We start from the raw sequence: 18,485 nt of genomic DNA on the forward strand, positions 1-18,485 counted from the left end.
AAGGTGACACAAGTTTGAGTAATGAAATCAGCGACAAATATACAATATCACCCCACTTAATTGTTTTTCCTCTCTATGTGAGCATGGTGGGAGTTGGAATAATGACTTACCAAAGAAGAGTAATTGAGCACGCCGGTTATAATGCATGGATCTCCGTTATGTTAACGGGGATTATCATGCATCTCCTCATATGGATGCTTTATAAGATATTATCATCAATCGAAGACTCGAATGATATCGTGACCATTAATCATAAGCTGTTCGGAAAGCTTTTGGGCAACCTGATCAACCTTGCGATTGTTCTGTATTTTGTTTTTGGGGCATTTGTTAAATTCAAGGTTTATATGGAAATGATTCAAGTGTGGTTATTTCCCAGTATGAACTTTCTACCCGTCAGTATTGTTATTGCTCTGCTTGTCTACTATGCGGTCTCTGGCGGAATCCGATCTGTGACGGGAATCTCGGTTTGGGCGACGATCATCTCATTAGTTTCCATCATTCCGCAGATATCTCTTACCTTTCCTTTTTTGCATCCGATGAACCTGCTGCCTCTGTTGAATCATTCGGCCTCGGATATTCTTCTCTCCTCAAAAGATATGGCATTTGAGTATCTGGGGGTTGAGACGCTGCTATTCCTGTATCCGTTTGTTAGGACACCCGAAAAGTCGCAAAAATGGGCGCATTTTATCATGTTATTGGTTACCTTACTGTATTTGATGATTTTGATCCTGGCCTTTATGTTTTTCACCGAAGAACAGCTGCGGCATACCATTTGGCCGACTCTAAATATGATTGGCATCTTTGAAGTCCCGCTGCTTCAAAGACTTGAATATATGGCCATTTCATTATGGTTTATTAAAATAATAGCCGGCATTTCCATCTTTATATGGGCGGCATGCCGTGGAATGAAAGTCGCTTTTCACCTAAGGCCGCGATTAAGTTTGATTGTTTTTCTCACCGCCATTACGGCTTTATGCCATTTCATTATCGACCACAGAACGGTTGAACGGGTGTCTGAAATCTATTCAAATATCGGCGTATACTTTCTTTATGCCTATATACCGTTTGTCTTTCTATGCGTGATGATTCGGAAAAAATTGATAAAGCCCATTTGACCTGCTGAAGGCGACATGGTAGCTATATGGCTAACGAATGACCGCTAATAAACCGATACTACAGGAGAACTCTAAATTCTATAGAGACAGGAGGATGATGATGGATATTCCGGCCCTTTCCGTTTCCATGTCGCACAGCAAGCTTATGAACGACGTAGGAATCAGCGTGCTCAAAATGGCTAAGGATCATACGACGCAGCAGTCGCAGCAGCTGGTGCAAATGATGATGCAAAGCGTGCAGCCCCACCTGGGCGGCCATATCGATTTGCGAGCGTAAGAATGTGATAAGAAGCTAGACCGCCTTTGCGCCTATAAGACGCGAGAGGCGGTTTTTTTAATTTGCATTTATTAAAAAAAAACGCTTTACAGGACACCAAAAGGTGTTATATTATAAAGACATAAAAGGACACCAAATGGTGTCTGATAAATCAAGCGAATAGGGAGCGGTTTAAACATGCATATTCTAGCCATTATTCTTCAAAGCTGGTTGCTTTTCTCCATGGCATTCTTTGGCGGGAGCAAGCTTGCGGGAGCAAAGCATCAGGTCGATTTGTTTAACGAAATTAGATTTCCTCAATGGTTCCGCGTCGTTACAGGCATCGTTCAAATAGCGGCTTGCGCAGGACTCATTATCGGTTATTGGAACGCGGAGATTGCTGCATGGACCGCTGTATTCATCGGAGTTATGATGCTGGTTGCGATCGTCTCGCACGTCAGAGTGAAACATCCGTTTGGAAAAGTATTTCCGGCCATCTTGAATCTTGCGATAGCCATTGCAGTAGTATGCTTGTATGCAAATGAACTGTCCAATCTGTTTGGATAATGACAAAAACCGTTACGCTGATCCTCTCAGTGCAACGGTTTTTTATTTTTACTAAATATTAATGAAAAAAGCATTTATAAGGGGTGAATATATGCAATTTTTAGGTCTTCTCCTTGCATAAAAATGGTAAAATAATCACTATATTTGAAGTGAAAATTAACCTAATCTAATAGTATTGAAGGAATTAACACAAGATTCATTTTGCAGCATAACGGTGATTAAGTAGTGATAGGTCTGTAGTGGATGAAATCAAATCATGTGAGGAGAGAGAAGACATGACAGAGAAAACCGTAGGCAAGAAGCTTGTGCTGGAACCCGAAGCATTGAAATTTGCGCAGGATACGGCAAACCCGCCGTATTTATTTGATCTTGGTCCAGAAAAGGGACGCGAAACGGTAGATAACGTTCAAGCCGGAGATGTTCCGAAGCTGCCTGTTGATATTACCGATCTGAACATTGACGGTGGACCAGGCGGGAAGGTTTCCGTTCGTATTCTTCGCGCTCCGAATACGACGAAGAAGCTGCCGGCCATACTATATATTCACGGAGCCGGCTGGGTATTCGGCAACGCCCATACCCACGATCGTCTCATCCGAGAGCTGGCGATAGGCGCGGAAGCGGCTGTTGTCTTCCCGAACTACAGTTTGTCGCCGGAAGCGAAATACCCGACGGCAATAGAAGAGATCTATGCAACCCTACAATGGATTGCGGAGAAAGGCGAAGAGCATGGCTTGGATACGAGCCGGCTGTATGTTGCCGGAGACAGTGTTGGCGGTAATATGACGGCGGCAATTACGCTGCTGGCCAAAGAACGTAAAGGCCCCGAGATTCACAAGCAGCTGCTGTTCTATCCGGTTACCGATGCAGGGAATGATACCGAATCCTACAAAGAATTTGCGACCGGATATTTCCTCCGCCGCGATGCAATGGCTTGGTTCTGGGATCAATATACGACAAGCCCAAGCGAGCGCGAAGAAATATACGCATCTCCGCTGCGCGCAACGACGGAACAGCTTGCGGGCTTGCCGCCTGCCCTGATCATAACGGCAGAAGCCGATGTCCTTCGTGATGAAGGCGAAGCCTATGCGAATAAACTTCGTGAGGCTGGTGTACGGGTTACGCAAGCGCGTTTCCAGGGAATCATTCATGATTTCGTCATGCTGAACGCCCTGGCGGATACTTCTGCTGCACGCGGCGCAATTATGCTCGCCAACGCTTGGCTGAAGGAATAGCATCTTTTACCCGACAGGAGGGATTGAACTTGACGAAGAAGATAGGTCTCATTGTCGGAAGCTTAAGGGAGCTTTCCTACAATGGCATGATAGCCGATACAATCCCGGAGTTAGTGGAGAACGCAGAATATGAACACATTGCAATAGCCGAGCTTCCCTTATACAACGCGGATCTGGATCATGGGGACGGGCCGGATGCGGTGAAGCTGTTCCGGGAAGCGATCAGGCGGTCAGACGGTATCATCATCCTTACCCCTGAATACAACTCAGGCACCCCAGGTGTACTCAAGAATGCGCTCGACTGGGCTTCGACCCCGACCAAAACCGCTGTGTTGATCAAAAAGCCTGTCGCTGTCGTTGGAGCTACACCCGGTGTGAAGGGGACTATTTTGTCGCAGCAGCAGGTCAGACAGACTCTCGAGGCAACACAGTCGTATGTGCTGCCTCATCAGAAAATGTACATTTCAGAAATCATCCATAAGGTGGATCAGGAAAGCCGTAAGCTTACCGATGAAACGACCAGAAAGTATTTGCAGCGTTATGTGCAGTCGTTTGTCCAATGGATCGATCAGGCCGATCGTTTGAATTCGTAAGATCCCGGCTTTCCTACCGGGTAAAATATGAAAGCGTAAATATGCGCGGGTAGGAGTATATCATGAACAATATTGCTATATTTGGATTCGGACGTATCGGAAGACAGCTTCTTCGAGTAGCCTTGCAGGATAAGCTGTTCGTGCCGGTGTCCATCTCGGATATTAAAGACGAAGCATCGCTTGCCGCCCTGTTCGAGGTAGATACGAATTATAAACGTTGGCCGGAGTCTGTAACAGGTTCAGAGGGGACAATCAAAATTGGCGACCGTTCTATCCTCTACCTAAACTCTTCGCAGGAAATTCCGAACTGGAGCGAGCTGGGCGTCGGGCTTGTCATCGACTGCACGGGACGGGCTGTGACAAGACAGGTTGCGCAGCTTCATCTGGATCGTGGCGCGAAACGCGTGCTTGTCAGCGGACCAAGCAAATCGCTTGAGGACTGTGACGCCGTTCTGCTGAAAGGAATCAATCTGGACAGCTTTGATCCGGAAAAGCATAAAATCATCAGCATGGCGAGCTGCACGACCAATGCGCTGGCCCCTGTCGTGAAGTTGGTCCGTGAAAATTATGGTATTCAGTATGGGCTGTTCTCCACGGTGCATTCATACACAAATACGCAATCGCTGACCGATCAGCCGATGAGAGACCGCAGAGACTCATGGGCAGCCGCGGAAAATATTATTCCTTCTTCTTCAGGCGCGGCAAAGGCGCTTAAGTTTATTTGGCCGGATCTGCAAATTACGGGGAAAGCTTACCGGATTCCAACACGTACCGGAAGTATCGCGGAGCTGAATCTGGTAACCGAGAAACCGTGCACGGCTCAAGAAATTAATGATATGTTCCGGCAAGCTGCACAGGCAGGACCTCTTAATGGAGTTCTCGATGTGCTGGAAGGGGAGTGGGCATCCTCGCGTATCGTAGGCGATTCCCATTCTTCGATTATTGACCTGCCGCTGACTCACGTGCAAGGCGGACTCTTATCTGTAGCCGCTTGGTATGATAATGAGTGGGGTTATGCATCACGCCTTGCTGAAGTAGCCGCATTTTTAAGCCGGAGTTAATCACACAAATACCGTGCCCCGCTTTCTCTAAGGAGAAGGCGGGTTTTTGTTTGTTTCTGGATCGATCGTATAATTGTCGCGATATGATAAGCAGTCTGTCGTGATCTTTCATTGGAAAGGAGTGAAAAACAAGTAGAATCAATAATGAAAATCATTATCAGAGATAAGGAAGAGGAGATATTACGTTGAAAAGACTTCATCAATCCGTTTATTATGCAACGTTGTTCATTTGTTTCATGCTGACGGCATGCAGCTCGGGAGGAAATAACGCAAACGCGCCAAGCAGCACGCCTTCATCATCTCCGCAGGCGGAAGCTCAAGATACTTCGGAGCCTGAAAGCGGCAATCCCTATCCAGTGACCATAAAGCATCTGAAAGGTGAATATACACTGGAGAAAAAGCCTGAGGTTATTGCCGTTCTGGATGCGAAATTCGCCGACCAGCTGATTGCGCTTGAGGAGAAGCCCGCGGGAAGTGTAAAAGCAGCTGGTTCGGATACGGATTTCCCGGAATATTTGAGGGATAAGCTGGGAGACGTGAAGCTGCTGGGCACACGGGATGAGCCTAATCTGGAAGCGGTGCTGGCCTTGCAGCCGGATTTGATTCTGATGACGGATTTTCAAGAGGCAGCTTACGGCAATATCAGTAAAATAGCGCCAACCGTTGTGCTGGACTTCGATGAGGATTGGCGCGTGACTTTGGAAACCATGGGTAAAATAGTGGGCAAGCAGGCACAAGCGAAGGCTGTAGAGCAAGCCTATGAAGAAAAAGCTTCCAAACTTAAAGAGCAGCTTGCTGCAAAGCTCGGCGATGAGACCGTTGCGCTTATTCGTCCAAGAACAGAAGGAATACGCGTTCACGCTCCGGATCATCGTACAGGAGCTATTCTTTATAAGGATTTGGGCTTGAACGTTCCGGCATTCGTTGCGGCGGCTGACGATACTTCCTATGAGATTTCGCTGGAAGCAGTTAGCGAGATTGGCGCTGACCATTACTTCTTATTATCGGATGCCATGTTTGCGGATTCGGTTAAGGAGCTGGAAAGCACGAATATATGGAAATCACTCGAGCCGGTGAAAAACAATCATGCGTATAAAGTGGACACCACATCATGGATTGCCTATTATGGACCAATTGCGAACAGCATGATTATCGAGCAAGCTGCGGAAGCCTTGCTAGGGAAAGAATAGGGGATGGATCCATTTCTGGCATCCGACGCCTGGAAAGAGCTTGCCAACGATTACAACCTGGCGGTTGGCGAGGTCCCTCAGCAAAGTCTCAAATCGCTGGCCTTAAGCGAGCTGCTGGAAGGGGAGTCCTGCAGAGCGTACATAAATTGGCTGATGAGGCATATAGGCGCTCCTAATTCCAGTGTTGCTGCCTCCATGCTTGTAAAAAGAATGGGCAGACTGCTCGTTGCTCCGGTGCTTAGTGCCATGTCCTATCATAATCAAGGGATTGGAATGAAGCTTGAGAACTGTCGATTGTTTCATCTCGACGATTCCTCCGCCGGAACGACTTTTCCTTTTATGACTCTTTCCGATATTAGCATCACCGCGCCTGACGATCATCCTAGAGAGACGTGGCGGGCTGAAGTGATCAGACAATTGTTCGCAGATCGCCTGACCCCGCTCATGAAGCATATAGCAGAAGCGGGTTCGGTATCGATGGCAATCCTGTGGGAAAATGTAATGGTTCGCATCGCTCCTGTATATGCTCACGATGAGAACCAGGACGAAGAATGGAATCAGCGAGTACGGGATGATTTTTTCTTTCTTGCCAATGAAGCTTCCGGCGAGCTGTACGGCATGAGGAAAAATCCGATAGCCTCCTTTACAGAGACAAGAGAAGACGATCGTCTTACGGGACGAAGCAAGCGATTGACCTGCTGTCTCTATTATCAAATGGCGCCTGAATACTGCCTAAAGTGCCCTAAGCTGTAACCTGCCGGACCTCTGTCATAAGAACCTTTCAATCTTTATGGAGTCTTACAATTGACTGTGAGAATCATTTTCAATTAAAATAGCAGAACAGGGAAAATGATACATAACAAGCGTGCAGCTCCATGATGACATAGGTTTGGAGAGGTGTTAGATGCCACTACAGGAACAATTATCGCTATGGAATGATATGGCGGTCAAAGTACTTGATGTTCAGCGAGAAAACTTGCTTCCAGGCAGCGATATTCGCCGGTATGACATACCGGCGAATATGCTGTTTTTTGCATGCAGCGGACACGGTAAACTGCTTGTAGACGGGATCTCACATACGATTAATCCCTTTTTTGTCTGCCACGCAGGCAAGGAGGCAGCTATCGATCTCGTGTCGGTTGCGGAGCCGATCGAATATATCGCCATCTATTATAAGGCCGAGCTCATTCCTTCCGGCGAAAGAGAGCACGACTCCGAGATTTCGCTTTTGCAGATTCCATTTGGGTTCAGCCCTGCCAAGCGGTTATCCTTGCATCAGGTGATGGAACAAATCGCGTCCAAATGGAGCATGAGGCAAGGAATGGAAGGCTTTCATGCCAATGCGCTTCTGCAGGGCTTGCTTTATGATCTGCTGAAGCAGCAGCTGACGATCGGCTATCAGACTCCTTCAGAGGCTGTCGGCATCGTGACGACTTATATTGATGCTCATTATCATAAGCCAATAAGACTGGATTTGTTGGCCGAGCTTGTGCATTGCAGCTCCAGACAGCTGCAAAGATGGTTTAATCAGCAGCTGGAGCTTGGACCGATGGAGTATGTGATCAAGGTCAGAATGAATCATGCGGCACAGCTGCTCCAGCATACCGGGGCGACAATTCAGGAAATTGCGCAAAGCATCGGGTATCGGGATATGTATTATTTTAGCAGGGCCTTTAAAAATTATTACGGGACCGCACCGCTTGATTTCCGTCGTGCTTCCCAATCTGATGCTGAAGTCATAAAGCATGCAAAAGGCGAGCTTCGCTTGCAGCAGCCGCCAAAGCGTATTGCGGTACTTGATGTACAGTACGCGGACCAGCTGTTCACGCTAAATGAATTTCCTGCCGGAAGCGTGGGGATAGGAGGCGGTGACATCTGCTGCTTCCCTGATTTTTTGCAAAATAGGCTGGGACAATTTACGGTGCTTGGGACATGTGAACAGGTTAATATGGAGGCTGTAGCCGCGCTTGCGCCCGATCTTATCATATGTACGGATTTGCATGAACAGCTTTACTCAAAGCTAAGCCAATTGGCTCCGACTCTGATGTTTCATCGAAATGAGGATTGGCGCAAGATCCTGGTCATTTTTGGCGTCATCACTGGCAAAAGGCAGAGGGCTGCCAAATATTGCTGGAGTACCGTGAGAAGACCGCAAAATTGTCTAGCCTGCTTGCTAAGAAGCTGCGGGGCCAGCATGTCGCGTTGATTCGTCCTCGTGACACGTCTATTCGCCTTCATACGGCAATTCATCGCACGGGCGCCGTTTTATATGCGGATTTGGGTTTGCCCGCGCCGTTTTATATAACAGGGGACTCTGTCTCGGATACCGCGTACCATATTTCACTGGAGGATCTGCCTGAAGTGAATGCCAGTCATTATTTTCTGCTGAGCAATGAAATGTTCAAGGAGCGGGTCACCGATATGCAGCAGAGCGTGGAGTGGAATTCGCTTAGCGCTGTGAAGGAGCATTGTGTATACACGGTGGATGCTTCGACCTGGATTGGGTCTTACGGTCCGACGGGAATTAACCGTATTGTGGATGAGGTAGCTCTATCCTTGCTTGGAGCATAGTCTGCACACCAAAATTGGACTAAACGTCCTATATTGACAACACGAAGTATTATGCTATATTAATCTCATGGTTTTACTTGGTATTTATTGGATTGACCGATCAAAAATAGGATTCGCTGACCGGGTAACTGGAAGCGCAGAGGACCAACACTTGTTGTGGTTAGCTGCGCTTTTTTTGTTTTCTGCCTGGCCTAAAGAGAAAGGGTGAGAGATATGCCGGCAAGTGAAAAAATCAGATTCGAGAAAGTAGCAAAGAGCTTTATCGTACGCGATCCAAAACAAAAGGGCGCGACGCAGCAATTCACTGCGGTGAAAGATTTGAGCTTCACCGTCAAGGAAGGCGAGTTCATTACGCTGGTAGGGCCAAGCGGATGCGGGAAATCCACTCTCCTTGATTTGATCAGCGGTTTATCAAGTCCAACAAGCGGGCGTATCTACATGGACGGCAAGGAGATTACAGGCCCCGGACTCGATCGGGGGATTGTTTTCCAGCAATATGCTTTATTCCCATGGAAGACGGCACGCGGCAATATCGAGTTTGGATTGGAGGCGAAGGGAGTTCCCAAGCACGAGCGCAAGGAATTAGCCGAGCATTTTCTGGCGTTAGTCGGACTTAGTGCTTTTGCCAACCGGTATCCGCATGAGCTGTCCGGAGGGATGAAGCAGCGCGTAGCGATTGCAAGAAGTCTTGCGTTCAACCCGGACGTTCTGTTAATGGATGAACCCTTCGCGGCACTGGATGCGCAAACGCGGGAAACCTTGCAAAGCGAGCTGCTTCGAATCTGGCAGAAAACGAAGAAGACGATTATTTTCATTACGCATGGGATCGATGAAGCGGTATACCTGGGGGAACGCGTTGTTGTTCTGACTCCGGGGCCAGGCACGGTGAAGAAGATTGTTGATATTCCTTTGAAGCACCGGCTGGATGATGCGGATATACGCTCGCACCCGGAATTTGTGAAGGCACGGCATGAAGTGTGGAGCTTGCTCCACGAGCTGGAGTATCAAGGTGCTTATATCTGATTGATAAGAGAGGAGTGCATTTGATTGGAGAATGTAAAAGCTGTTCCAAGACCCTTGCCGAGCAGAAGGATTAGAATTAACTTGTCACTGAACATACGAAAGCTGTTCAAACAGTCTATCGTGCTTGTCTTATTAGCCGTGGTATGGCAGTTTGCCCCGCTTACGGGAGTTGCAGATCCGGCCTTTTTACCGCCTTTCTCTGATGTCATTCAGGCACTGTGGAATTTGATCCTATCCGGCGAACTGTTTCATCACTTTGCAGCCAGCATGGTTCGTTCGTTAAGCGGCTTTGCTTTGGCACTGCTCGTCGCAATCCCGTTAGGCTTGACTATTGGCTGGTACCCTCTTGCCAGAGAGCTACTGAATCCGGTGATGGAATTGTTCCGAAACACAGCGGCATTAGCCTTGCTCCCGGTGTTTATGCTCATACTCGGAATCGGCGAAACATCCAAGATCGCAATTGTCCTGTTCGCATGCACCTGGCCGATTCTTCTGAATACAATCGCCGCTGTAGGCAACGTTGATCCTTTGCTGATCAAATCGGCCCGATCGATGAACATCTCCTCCTTCAAGCTGTTTATCAAGGTTATTCTGCCTGCGTCCGTACCGACTATCTTTACCGGCATCCGCATGGCGGGAACGGGAGCGATACTAGTGTTGATCGCTGCGGAGATGGTTGGTGCCAAGGAAGGTCTAGGTTACCTCATCACCTATTCGCAATATAACTTCGAGATTCCCGAGATGTTTGCGGGCATCCTCACGATTGCTTTGCTTGGCCTCTTAATTAATCAAGGATTAAGCATGATTGAGCGCAAGTTGTCCCGATGGAAGCAGCAGGTGAACGGGTAAATTTTTTTATGTCAAATGTTGATTAAAAATATAGGATTAGTATGAATAGGAGCGGGAAGTATGGCAAATAAACAAATGAAGCTTGGAGCGTTTTTTAATCTGCCGGGACATCATGTAGCCAGCTGGCGTTATCCTTCAACGGATCCCCGCCGAACCCTGGATCTGGAGTATTTGAAGGAGCTGGCACAAACGGCGGAGCGGGGCAAATTCGATATGATTTTTTTCGCCGATATCCTTGGTCTCAAACGTCTCGGGAATTTCGCGACCTCAACGGTTAAGCTTGATCCGCTTATTATTATCGCGGCACTTGCGGCAGTCACCCGTAATATCGGTCTAACCGCGACGCTGACGACCACTTATAATGAGCCGTTCCAGGTAGCGCGCAAGTTCGCGGCGATTGATCATCTGTCGGGAGGGCGTGCCGGGTGGAATGTGGTGACTTCCGGGAATGAGAAGGAGGCGTCGCTGTTTGGCAAGGAGAAGCATCTCGAGCATGCTCGCCGCTACGAGCGGGCAGAAGAATTCGTCGAGCTAACGAAGAAGCTGTGGTTCTCCATTGAACAAGAGGCGCTTGTTATCGATAAGGAGAAGGGCCAATTTCTGAACGTCGATAACGTTCATCCCGTGGATCATCAGGGGGAATGGTTCAAGGTACAAGGCTTGCTGGATGCCCCGTCATCACCGCAAGGACACCCCGTCATCGTGCAGGCGGGATCTTCGGAAGCGGGGAAAGAGCTTGCAGCGAAGACGGCGGAGGTGATTTTCACGGCATGGCAGACGCTGGAGGAAGCACAAGTCTTCTATCGGGATGTAAAAGGGCGTTTGGCGAAATACGGGCGCAAGCCGGACGATCTGAAAATTATGCCCGGCGTATTCATCACCGTTGCGAATACCGAAGCAGAAGCGATCGCGAAACGCAAAGAGTTAAACAGCTACATTTTGCCGGAGGTTGGTCTCGAGTACTTATCTAACTTTATTGGCGTGGATTTGAGCGGTTACGACGTGGACGCGCCGCTTCCTGCAAGCGGAGAGATCGAGGACAAGACGAACCCGCAGACTCGTACGAATATCATTCGTGCTTTGGCGGAACGGGAAGGCTTGGGAACGCTGCGTGAGGTTTACGAATTTATTGCGGGTGCGCGCGGTCATCGGGAAATTGTAGGCACGCCAGCTCAGATCGCGGATCAGTTAGAGGAATGGTTCTTAAATGATGGCGCGGACGGGTTTAATGTGATGCCGCCTACGTTCCCTGAAGGTTTGAACGACATTGTTGATCTTGTCATACCGGAATTACAACGCCGCGGATTATTCCGGACGGAATACGAAGGGGATACACTGCGCGGAAATCTAGGGTTGTCCATTCCCGTTAATCCGTACAAGAAGCAGCCGCAGCAAACGCATCAATAAAATGAGATTAGGTCGGGGGGTAGTCTTATGAAGAGACGATTTAAACAAACGAGTACATTCTTATTAACGCTTGGATTAGCCAGTGCGCTTCTGGCTGGCTGCGCGGACAGCAAAGCAAAGTCGGGCGAAGAGGATAAGGTGCTGCAGTACAATTCGTCACCTGGAAGCGTGTCGTTCCCGGAGCTGGCGAAGGATTTGGGGTACCTCGGCGATTTGGAGCTGGAATCGATCGGGAGTACCACCGGAGGGCCGGAAAGTATTCAGTTAACGGCGACCAAACAAATTGATTTCGGGTCTGCTTTTAACGGGGCAATTATCAAATCCATCTCGCAGAACGTCAAGATCAAATCGGTAATCGGCTCGTATGGCAGCGATAAGCACACGTATATCGGGGCTTATGTGCTTGAAGGCAGCCCTATCAAATCGCCTAAAGATTTTATAGGCAAAAAAGTAGGCGTTAATACGCTAGGCGCGCATTTGGAGTTCGTCACCAAGGATTATTTGCGCAAAGGCGGCTTGACCGAGAAGGAAATCGAGCAAGTGACGCTGGTGACGATCCCTTCCGCAAACGCGGAGCAAATTCTTCGCAGCAATCAGATCGATGTGATTTTATCCAGCGGCATAGCAAGAGACCGGGCTCTGGATAAGGGCGGGATCGTTGAGCTCTTTAAAGACATTGATGTTTATAAATCCGAGTTCACGGCAGGTGATTATTTCTTCCGGGAGGAGTACATCAAGAACAACCCTGATACCGTTAAGCAATTTGTTGAAGGGGTGGCAAAAGCTATTGAATGGGCTCGCACGACTCCGCGGGAAGAAGTCATCAAGCGGTTTGAGGAGATTATTAAGAAACGAGACCCGAACGAACCGACGGAGAACCTCAAATATTGGAAAAGCACGGGGATCGCTCAAGCTGGCGGCGTTATTGCGCCGGATGAATACCAGGTCTGGATTGACTGGCTGGTGGCAAACGGAGATCTGAAGAAAGGGCAAGTAAAGGCCGAGGATTTGTACACAAACGAATTTAATACTTACGCCAAAAAGTAACGGTATATCCAATAAAAAAAATGGAGTGGTGAAGATGACATTGAAACAAATGAAGCTTGGAGCATTTATCATGCTGCCTGGACATCATGTGGCAAGCTGGAGGCATCCTCATTCAGGAGCAGACCGTACCTTTGATCTGGCGTACTTAACGGAGATCGCCCGGACGGCAGAACGCGCGAAGTTCGACATGATTTTTTTCGCAGATGGGTTTGGTTCTAATCTGAACGAGCATTCCAGTTCTGCCCTTAAGCTGGATCCGGTTGTTCTAATCTCGGCACTTGGAGCCGTTACAGAGAACATCGGGTTAGCGGCCACATTAACAACAACGTATAACGAGCCTTTTCATGTCGCACGCAAATTCGGCTCTATTAACCACCTCTCGAACGGCCGCGCTGCCTGGAATGTTGTGACCTCTGCGAACGACAAGGAGTCCTTCCTGTTCGGCAAAGAGAAGCATCTGGAGCATGCGAGTCGGTATGAACGCGCGGAGGAATTTGTTGAACTTGTACAAAAGTTGTGGCAGTCCATTGAACCGGAAGCGCTTGTCATAGATAAAGAGAATGGGCGTTTCCTTGATGTTGATAAAGTTCATCCCGTTGATCACGAAGGCAAATGGTTTAAAGTAACCGGTACATTGGATTCTCCTTCGAATCCTCACGGGAATCCGGTCATCGTGCAGGCAGGGTCATCGGAAGCGGGGAAAGAGCTTGCCGCCAAGACCGCGGAAGTCATATTCACCGCCTGGCAGACGCTGGAGGAAGCACAAGCCTTCTATCGGGACGTCAAAGGACGCCTCGCCAACTATGGTCGTGATAAGGATGAGCTTAAAATCATGCCGGGCGTCTTCATTACGGTGGCGAGGACAGAAGAGGAGGCGCTGGCGAAGCAGAAGGAGTTGAACAGCTACATCCTGCCGGAAGTCGGATTAGCTTATCTGTCGGCATTCACCAATACCGATTTGTCCGGCTACGATGTAGATGGGCCGCTGCCTGAATTCGGCACGATTGAAGATAAGACGAATCCTCGCATACGCTACAATATTATCCGAGAAATTGCTGAACGCGAGCATTTAACAACGATCCGCGCCGTATATGAACGGATTGCCGGTGCGCGCGGACACCGCGAAATCGTCGGAACGCCTTCGCAGATTGCCGATCAGCTGGAGGAGTGGTTCCTAAACGAGGGAGCTGATGGCTTCAATATCATGTCGCCGTATTTCCCCGGCGGATTCGAAGATATTATCGAGCTCGTTATTCCCGAGCTGCAGCGGCGGGGCTTGTTCCGCACCGAATACGAGAGCCGAACGCTTCGTGGGAATTTAGGCTTGCCTCTTGCGGTCAAGAATCGGGAGAAGGATCGAACAGCGGTTGGTCATTAGTTCTTAGTACATAAATAACGCAGCCCAACAGGGCTGCGTTATTTATTTGGTATGGCCCTAGGTTATCTATATCCGCTGACGTCCGCAGGTTTACCAGCTTCCATAACCTCAACCAGATAAGGCATGCAATTTGGCCGGGAGCCATCCACATCCGTGAAGCCATAAACCTGCGCAAGCTGACCGCTCGAAAGGGATTGTCCATTCCAACGCGTAACATCGGGATCGCCTGCCAGCGCAGCAACAGCACGGCCCACATAGCGGGGGGATTCGGAAATTAGAAAGTGAGGCTCTTCGGACGCCGCATGCTGCCAGTTCTCTTCTGTCACCTTGAAATGCTCCAGCATGATCTCGGAACGAAGCCAGCCAGGCGTGAGGGAGACGGCTGCGCATTCATAAGGCTTAACCTCTTGAGCCAGCGCCCAAGCCATGCGAATAATAGAGGTTTTGGCCATATCGTAGTATATGGATAATCGGTAGTGCTCCTGATTGTATTCGGCGGTTCCGTCCGTCATCTCCACGATCAGCCCGTTCTTGCTCTTAATGAGGAGGGGGAGGGCATAATGATTCGTGATCAGATGGGTATCAATGGCGAGTCGCAGTAAACGGAATCCCTTCTCCAGCGAATGCTCCCACACGGGGACATTCCATTCAACGAGGTATTCGCCTCCCCAAATATCATTCACCAGAATATCTAGCCGTCCTTGTTCCTCCTCAATGCGGTTCACTAAGGCTTGCACCTGTTCAGGAACCAGGTGGTCCACCTGCACGGCTATACCTAGTCCGCCCGCCTTCGTTACAAGCTCCGCTGTCTCTTCAATTGTTTCCGGCCGGTTGTATTCGGAAAGCTGCGTCCTTGTCGTACGGCCGGTGACATACACCGTTGCGCCGGCTGCACCTAATTCAATAGCAATCCCGCGCCCGGCTCCCCGTGTTGCTCCTGCTACTAAAGCGATTTTTCCATGTAAAGGTTTCATCTCGTTGCCTGCCTCCTAAAAAGAATTGTGAAGCAATTCTTGCTTCGTAAGCATTCGCTTAAAGAATTGTGAAGCAATTCTTGCTTTATTGATTCTTTCGTGATTGTAATCTATAATGACGACATCTTTTGTCATATATAAAAATCTTTATAAAGCGAAGGTGAACATACAAATGAGGGCAGATCGTCTGCTTAGTATTATGATTTTGCTTCAGAATCATGAGATTATGACAACAAAGGAGCTTGCGAGCAAGCTGGAGGTATCGGATCGTACGATATTACGGGACATGGATGCGCTGAGTCTTGCCGGAGTACCTGTTGTAGCTGACCGTGGGAAAACAGGGGGATGGAGGCTGATGGATCACTACCGAAGTTATTTGAGTGGTCTGAAGCTGGAAGACACGAAGGCTTTATTTATCCTTCCCTCTGACCAAATGCTGAAGGATTTGGGCGTTGAGATAGACGGACTGGATATCCGCCAGAAGCTGCTGGCTTCCTTGCCCGGTTCAAGCAAGAGCGAAGCGCGGCACTACATGGAGAAGATTTATATGGATACGGGAACATGGAAACCTTCTAATGATAAGAATAAGGCTTTGCTCATGATTCAAAAAGCATTGTGGGAGGATGCCAAGCTTAACATCGTTTATCAGAAGACAAATGGCACCAGCTCACAAAGGGTTGTCAGTCCATTGGGACTCGTGGCAAAAGGCAGCTCCTGGTATCTGGTCGCGATGAATGACGAGGGAGATTATCGTAATTTCAAGGTGTCCAGAATCTTGGAGGCTGAAGCCGCAGCAGAGTTATTTACCAGACCTGCGCAGTTTGACTTGGCTGCATATTGGAAGCAAAGCAAGCTGAATTTTGCCGAGTCCCTTCCATCCTTGGAAGTAAAGGTTGCTGCGCATGCTTCTATTATTGGCCGTCTAACCTTCACGGACAGATTTGTAGAAAAGATAGATATGGAAACACGAGCCGAAGATGAGATGGTTTCCGCGACCCTCCGTTTTAATACGGAGCAGGAAGCCGTGGAATTTGTACTTGGTTTTGGAGGAGCAATGAGGCTGGTACAGCCGGAATATTTGATCGAGAAGGTCGTGCAGCAGGCGAAAGCTGTAATAGCCATATACGAATAGGTATCAGAATCGCATAAAGATTGCATAATGCGGTTTCGCTAACATGCAACTTTTAAGTTGCTTATGATTGACAGGCAACCAGAGGGTTGCTTATAATCGAAATATGAAATGGGACAGAGACACAATATTCAAAGCACTTGGCGACTCGACTCGGCGGCTTATGTTAGACGAACTATCCGAACGTAACGAGCAGACGATGTATGAACTAACGGTACGTCTGATTACAAAGCACGATCTCGCCATTTCGCGGCAAGCGATCGCTAAACATCTATCTGTTTTAGAAGATGCAGGACTCGTCAAATCAGAAAAAAAGGGGAAATTTCGAGTGGTTATTTTCAATAACGAGCCACTGAAAAATTTGCTGAAAGGGTGGATAGAGTAATTTTTAATTAAAAAATTCTATCGATTACGCTGCAAAAAATAAAAGGAGGAAAAGCATGATGAATATTATTGTTACCAGTCTATTTGTTCAAGATCAAGACAAGGCATTGGAATTTTATACAGAAACTCTGGGCTTTGTGAAAAAGCATGACGTACCCATGGGGAAATTCAGATGGATAGCGCTTGTTTCTCCCGATGCTCAAGAGGGTACCGAGCTTATACTTGAACCGAATGAACATCCTGCCGCCAAAGAATATCAGAAGAGGATATCTGCAGAAGGCATTCCGGCAACAATGTTTGGCGTTGCAGATATTCATATAGAGTACAATCGATTATTGGAGAACGGCGTGAAGTTTACAATGAAACCAACAAAAATGGGCGAGTTCACAATAGCTGTCTTCGACGATACATGCGGAAACTTAATTCAGATGATTCAGAAGTAAACAAATGACAAAACGTTGTGTCGCATATACAACTTGGGTCGCGTGAATTGCGGCCTTTTTATTTTGTGTATACAAGCTCTTGTCTTTTGCTCGGGACAAGAACTTGTATACATCTCAGTATGAGAAACAAGCAAGAGTGAGGCTACAGCGCTCTTATTTACCGTTAAATGCGCTTAGCATCCAAACGTGTTTTTCGAGCTTCTTATGGATGGCAAGCAGCATATCCGCTGTTGTTTCGTCACCGGCTTCTTCCGCGGCTTCCATGCCCTCTTTTAACTCTTCGGTAACAGACGAAAAGTCTTTAATCAGCTGGTCTACCATTTGTTCGGCCGTTTCCTTGCCGCTTGCTTCCTTGATTGTGGACTCTTCAAGGAAGTCGCTCATTCTGGCAATTGGCTGGCCCTTCACCGCGAGCAGACGCTCCGCGATTTCATCGACGTGCAGCGCGGCTTCCTCGTAGAGCTCCTGGAATTTTATGTGCAGCGTAAAGAATTGCGAACCTTTGACATACCAGTGATAGTTGTGAAGCTTCGTATAGAGAATGCTCCAGTTGGCGACCTGGCGGTTCAAGTGTTGCTGGATGGTTTTTGTTTTGGTAGTAGTCATCGTTCATTCTTCCCTTCCGTGTTAAATTGAATTATTCCTATCATTACACCTATCTGCGCCAAACGAAACAGCATCGGCAAGGTGCGTGCCGTGATTCAAATCCACCCGTGCTGTCTATAAGAAGGTAGAAAAGGTATAGGAGGAATGAACATGCCCTGGAATAAAGACGACTATCCGGATTCGCTCAAAAACTTCATGGCGCCGATCCGCAACAAGGCTATCGAGATAGCTAACGAGCTGTTGAAGGACGGCTATTCCGAAGGCCGTGCGATCTCAATCGCGACCGCCAAGGCCAAAGAATGGGGAGAAGGTCATCACGAGCAGATCCGCAAGAAAGGCCATTGACGGACTGCCATTCTGCACGGAAATCAAGCTGAACGGGCTGGGGTCTTGTCAATTGGACCAATCCGATCAGCCGGTCTGCCTGACAAGAAATAGTGAATACAACTTGAGAAACCGCGCAGAGCGCGGTTTTTTTGTTAGGTACGCACAAATTATTTGAGACAAAGTATTTTATTCATAAAAGTACATTGACGTATTATCGCATGATCAAAACCATATGCTTTGACGACGCAACAATGGATAAACTGACCTATGCACAGCTCAAAGGCATGGGAGCCGAATTGTCCAAAGTTACGGTTCGATAAAGGAGGGAAATCA

Annotated in this window: 21 protein-coding genes and 1 pseudogene; 20 read left to right on the top strand and 2 right to left on the bottom strand. The window is 48.1% G+C overall.

Annotation, left to right across the window (positions count from 1 at the left end; genetic code table 11):
* Positions 1 to 14: 14 nt before the first annotated feature.
* The 15 genes from BM200_RS15730 (at position 15) to BM200_RS15800 (ending at position 14,289) form a co-directional block, all read left to right on the top strand.
* Positions 15 to 1,115 (top strand): GerAB/ArcD/ProY family transporter, encoded by a 1,101-nt coding sequence (locus BM200_RS15730; protein WP_175532888.1) that lies wholly within the window; start codon positions 15 to 17, stop codon positions 1,113 to 1,115.
* 94 nt (positions 1,116 to 1,209) lie between these two features.
* Positions 1,210 to 1,392, top strand: a complete 183-nt coding sequence (locus tag BM200_RS15735) for a YjfB family protein (protein ID WP_425434572.1) — start codon at positions 1,210 to 1,212, stop codon at positions 1,390 to 1,392.
* Positions 1,393 to 1,569: 177 nt separating this feature from the next.
* A complete protein-coding gene (locus tag BM200_RS15740) occupies positions 1,570 to 1,938 on the top strand; it encodes a DoxX family protein (RefSeq protein ID WP_091187197.1) in 369 nt (122 codons plus the stop codon).
* 275 nt (positions 1,939 to 2,213) lie between these two features.
* Positions 2,214 to 3,170, top strand: coding sequence for an alpha/beta hydrolase (locus tag BM200_RS15745; RefSeq protein ID WP_091187199.1), 957 nt, complete (start codon positions 2,214 to 2,216; stop codon positions 3,168 to 3,170).
* 29 nt (positions 3,171 to 3,199) lie between these two features.
* A complete protein-coding gene (locus BM200_RS15750; RefSeq protein WP_091187201.1) occupies positions 3,200 to 3,763 on the top strand; it encodes an NADPH-dependent FMN reductase in 564 nt (187 codons plus the stop codon).
* A 62-nt stretch (positions 3,764 to 3,825) separates the two neighbouring features.
* On the top strand, positions 3,826 to 4,824 hold the full coding sequence (locus tag BM200_RS15755; protein WP_091187204.1) for a type I glyceraldehyde-3-phosphate dehydrogenase: 999 nt from the start codon (positions 3,826 to 3,828) through the stop codon (positions 4,822 to 4,824).
* Between the two features lie 185 nt (positions 4,825 to 5,009).
* The gene (locus BM200_RS15760) at positions 5,010 to 6,014 is read left to right on the top strand and encodes an ABC transporter substrate-binding protein (RefSeq protein ID WP_245773040.1); all 1,005 of its coding nucleotides are present in this window, start codon (positions 5,010 to 5,012) and stop codon (positions 6,012 to 6,014) included.
* Positions 6,015 to 6,017: 3 nt separating this feature from the next.
* Complete coding sequence (locus BM200_RS15765; RefSeq protein ID WP_091187207.1) at positions 6,018 to 6,767, top strand: IucA/IucC family C-terminal-domain containing protein; 750 nt, start codon at positions 6,018 to 6,020, stop codon at positions 6,765 to 6,767.
* Between the two features lie 151 nt (positions 6,768 to 6,918).
* Positions 6,919 to 8,220 carry an AraC family transcriptional regulator gene (locus BM200_RS15770; protein ID WP_091187210.1) on the top strand — a complete coding sequence of 434 codons (1,302 nt, stop codon included), beginning with the start codon at positions 6,919 to 6,921 and terminating at the stop codon, positions 8,218 to 8,220.
* Positions 8,172 to 8,585 (top strand): ABC transporter substrate-binding protein, encoded by a 414-nt coding sequence (locus BM200_RS29705; RefSeq protein WP_139230789.1) that lies wholly within the window; start codon positions 8,172 to 8,174, stop codon positions 8,583 to 8,585. The genes BM200_RS15770 and BM200_RS29705 overlap by 49 nt, the downstream gene beginning before the upstream one ends.
* Before the next feature lie 213 nt (positions 8,586 to 8,798).
* Complete coding sequence (locus BM200_RS15780; protein WP_091187214.1) at positions 8,799 to 9,608, top strand: ABC transporter ATP-binding protein; 810 nt, start codon at positions 8,799 to 8,801, stop codon at positions 9,606 to 9,608.
* An 81-nt stretch (positions 9,609 to 9,689) separates the two neighbouring features.
* Complete coding sequence (locus tag BM200_RS15785; protein ID WP_245773041.1) at positions 9,690 to 10,457, top strand: ABC transporter permease; 768 nt, start codon at positions 9,690 to 9,692, stop codon at positions 10,455 to 10,457.
* A 60-nt stretch (positions 10,458 to 10,517) separates the two neighbouring features.
* Positions 10,518 to 11,864, top strand: coding sequence for an LLM class flavin-dependent oxidoreductase (locus tag BM200_RS15790; RefSeq protein WP_091187218.1), 1,347 nt, complete (start codon positions 10,518 to 10,520; stop codon positions 11,862 to 11,864).
* A gap of 27 nt (positions 11,865 to 11,891) precedes the next feature.
* Complete coding sequence (locus BM200_RS15795; RefSeq protein WP_091187219.1) at positions 11,892 to 12,911, top strand: ABC transporter substrate-binding protein; 1,020 nt, start codon at positions 11,892 to 11,894, stop codon at positions 12,909 to 12,911.
* A 34-nt stretch (positions 12,912 to 12,945) separates the two neighbouring features.
* Positions 12,946 to 14,289, top strand: coding sequence for an LLM class flavin-dependent oxidoreductase (locus BM200_RS15800; RefSeq protein WP_091187222.1), 1,344 nt, complete (start codon positions 12,946 to 12,948; stop codon positions 14,287 to 14,289).
* 62 nt (positions 14,290 to 14,351) lie between these two features.
* Here BM200_RS15800 and BM200_RS15805 read toward each other — a convergent pair whose 3' ends face one another.
* The gene (locus BM200_RS15805; RefSeq protein WP_091187223.1) at positions 14,352 to 15,263 is read right to left on the bottom strand and encodes an SDR family oxidoreductase; all 912 of its coding nucleotides are present in this window, start codon (positions 15,261 to 15,263) and stop codon (positions 14,352 to 14,354) included.
* 172 nt (positions 15,264 to 15,435) lie between these two features.
* On the opposite strand from BM200_RS15805, the gene BM200_RS15810 reads away from it, so the two are divergent.
* From BM200_RS15810 to BM200_RS15820, 3 genes are all read left to right on the top strand, one after another.
* On the top strand, positions 15,436 to 16,395 hold the full coding sequence (locus BM200_RS15810; protein ID WP_091187226.1) for a helix-turn-helix transcriptional regulator: 960 nt from the start codon (positions 15,436 to 15,438) through the stop codon (positions 16,393 to 16,395).
* Positions 16,396 to 16,498: 103 nt separating this feature from the next.
* On the top strand, positions 16,499 to 16,777 hold the full coding sequence (locus BM200_RS15815) for an ArsR/SmtB family transcription factor (RefSeq protein ID WP_091187228.1): 279 nt from the start codon (positions 16,499 to 16,501) through the stop codon (positions 16,775 to 16,777).
* Positions 16,778 to 16,835: 58 nt separating this feature from the next.
* Positions 16,836 to 17,219 carry a VOC family protein gene (locus BM200_RS15820; RefSeq protein WP_091187916.1) on the top strand — a complete coding sequence of 128 codons (384 nt, stop codon included), beginning with the start codon at positions 16,836 to 16,838 and terminating at the stop codon, positions 17,217 to 17,219.
* A gap of 153 nt (positions 17,220 to 17,372) precedes the next feature.
* Here the strand turns inward: BM200_RS15820 and BM200_RS15825 are convergent, their stop codons facing one another.
* Positions 17,373 to 17,825 carry a Dps family protein gene (locus BM200_RS15825; protein WP_091187230.1) on the bottom strand — a complete coding sequence of 151 codons (453 nt, stop codon included), beginning with the start codon at positions 17,823 to 17,825 and terminating at the stop codon, positions 17,373 to 17,375.
* Positions 17,826 to 17,975: 150 nt separating this feature from the next.
* Between BM200_RS15825 and BM200_RS15830 the strand changes: the two genes are divergently transcribed.
* Complete coding sequence (locus tag BM200_RS15830; protein ID WP_091187233.1) at positions 17,976 to 18,170, top strand: DUF2188 domain-containing protein; 195 nt, start codon at positions 17,976 to 17,978, stop codon at positions 18,168 to 18,170.
* Between the two features lie 191 nt (positions 18,171 to 18,361).
* Positions 18,362 to 18,472: pseudogene (locus BM200_RS30390) on the top strand (pentapeptide repeat-containing protein); the annotation flags it as partial.
* Between the last annotated feature and the right edge of the window lie 13 nt (positions 18,473 to 18,485).

It is taken from the genome of Paenibacillus catalpae (assembly GCF_900112695.1).
Lineage (GTDB): Bacteria > Bacillota > Bacilli > Paenibacillales > Paenibacillaceae > Pristimantibacillus > Pristimantibacillus catalpae.

What these genes read in the sequence shown, in the direction of transcription:
- BM200_RS15735 (WP_425434572.1), top strand. Translation starts at nt 1,210, where the DNA reads ATGATGATGGATATTCCGGCCCTTTCCGTTTCCATGTCGCACAGCAAG.
- BM200_RS15740 (WP_091187197.1), top strand. Translation starts at nt 1,570, where the DNA reads ATGCATATTCTAGCCATTATTCTTCAAAGCTGGTTGCTTTTCTCCATG.
- BM200_RS15745 (WP_091187199.1), top strand. Translation starts at nt 2,214, where the DNA reads ATGACAGAGAAAACCGTAGGCAAGAAGCTTGTGCTGGAACCCGAAGCA.
- BM200_RS15755 (WP_091187204.1), top strand. Translation starts at nt 3,826, where the DNA reads ATGAACAATATTGCTATATTTGGATTCGGACGTATCGGAAGACAGCTT.
- BM200_RS15765 (WP_091187207.1), top strand. Translation starts at nt 6,018, where the DNA reads ATGGATCCATTTCTGGCATCCGACGCCTGGAAAGAGCTTGCCAACGAT.
- BM200_RS15770 (WP_091187210.1), top strand. Translation starts at nt 6,919, where the DNA reads ATGCCACTACAGGAACAATTATCGCTATGGAATGATATGGCGGTCAAA.
- BM200_RS15780 (WP_091187214.1), top strand. Translation starts at nt 8,799, where the DNA reads ATGCCGGCAAGTGAAAAAATCAGATTCGAGAAAGTAGCAAAGAGCTTT.
- BM200_RS15790 (WP_091187218.1), top strand. Translation starts at nt 10,518, where the DNA reads ATGGCAAATAAACAAATGAAGCTTGGAGCGTTTTTTAATCTGCCGGGA.
- BM200_RS15795 (WP_091187219.1), top strand. Translation starts at nt 11,892, where the DNA reads ATGAAGAGACGATTTAAACAAACGAGTACATTCTTATTAACGCTTGGA.
- BM200_RS15800 (WP_091187222.1), top strand. Translation starts at nt 12,946, where the DNA reads ATGACATTGAAACAAATGAAGCTTGGAGCATTTATCATGCTGCCTGGA.
- BM200_RS15805 (WP_091187223.1), bottom strand. Translation starts at nt 15,263, where the DNA reads ATGAAACCTTTACATGGAAAAATCGCTTTAGTAGCAGGAGCAACACGG.
- BM200_RS15810 (WP_091187226.1), top strand. Translation starts at nt 15,436, where the DNA reads ATGAGGGCAGATCGTCTGCTTAGTATTATGATTTTGCTTCAGAATCAT.
- BM200_RS15815 (WP_091187228.1), top strand. Translation starts at nt 16,499, where the DNA reads ATGAAATGGGACAGAGACACAATATTCAAAGCACTTGGCGACTCGACT.
- BM200_RS15820 (WP_091187916.1), top strand. Translation starts at nt 16,836, where the DNA reads ATGAATATTATTGTTACCAGTCTATTTGTTCAAGATCAAGACAAGGCA.
- BM200_RS15825 (WP_091187230.1), bottom strand. Translation starts at nt 17,825, where the DNA reads ATGACTACTACCAAAACAAAAACCATCCAGCAACACTTGAACCGCCAG.
- BM200_RS15830 (WP_091187233.1), top strand. Translation starts at nt 17,976, where the DNA reads ATGCCCTGGAATAAAGACGACTATCCGGATTCGCTCAAAAACTTCATG.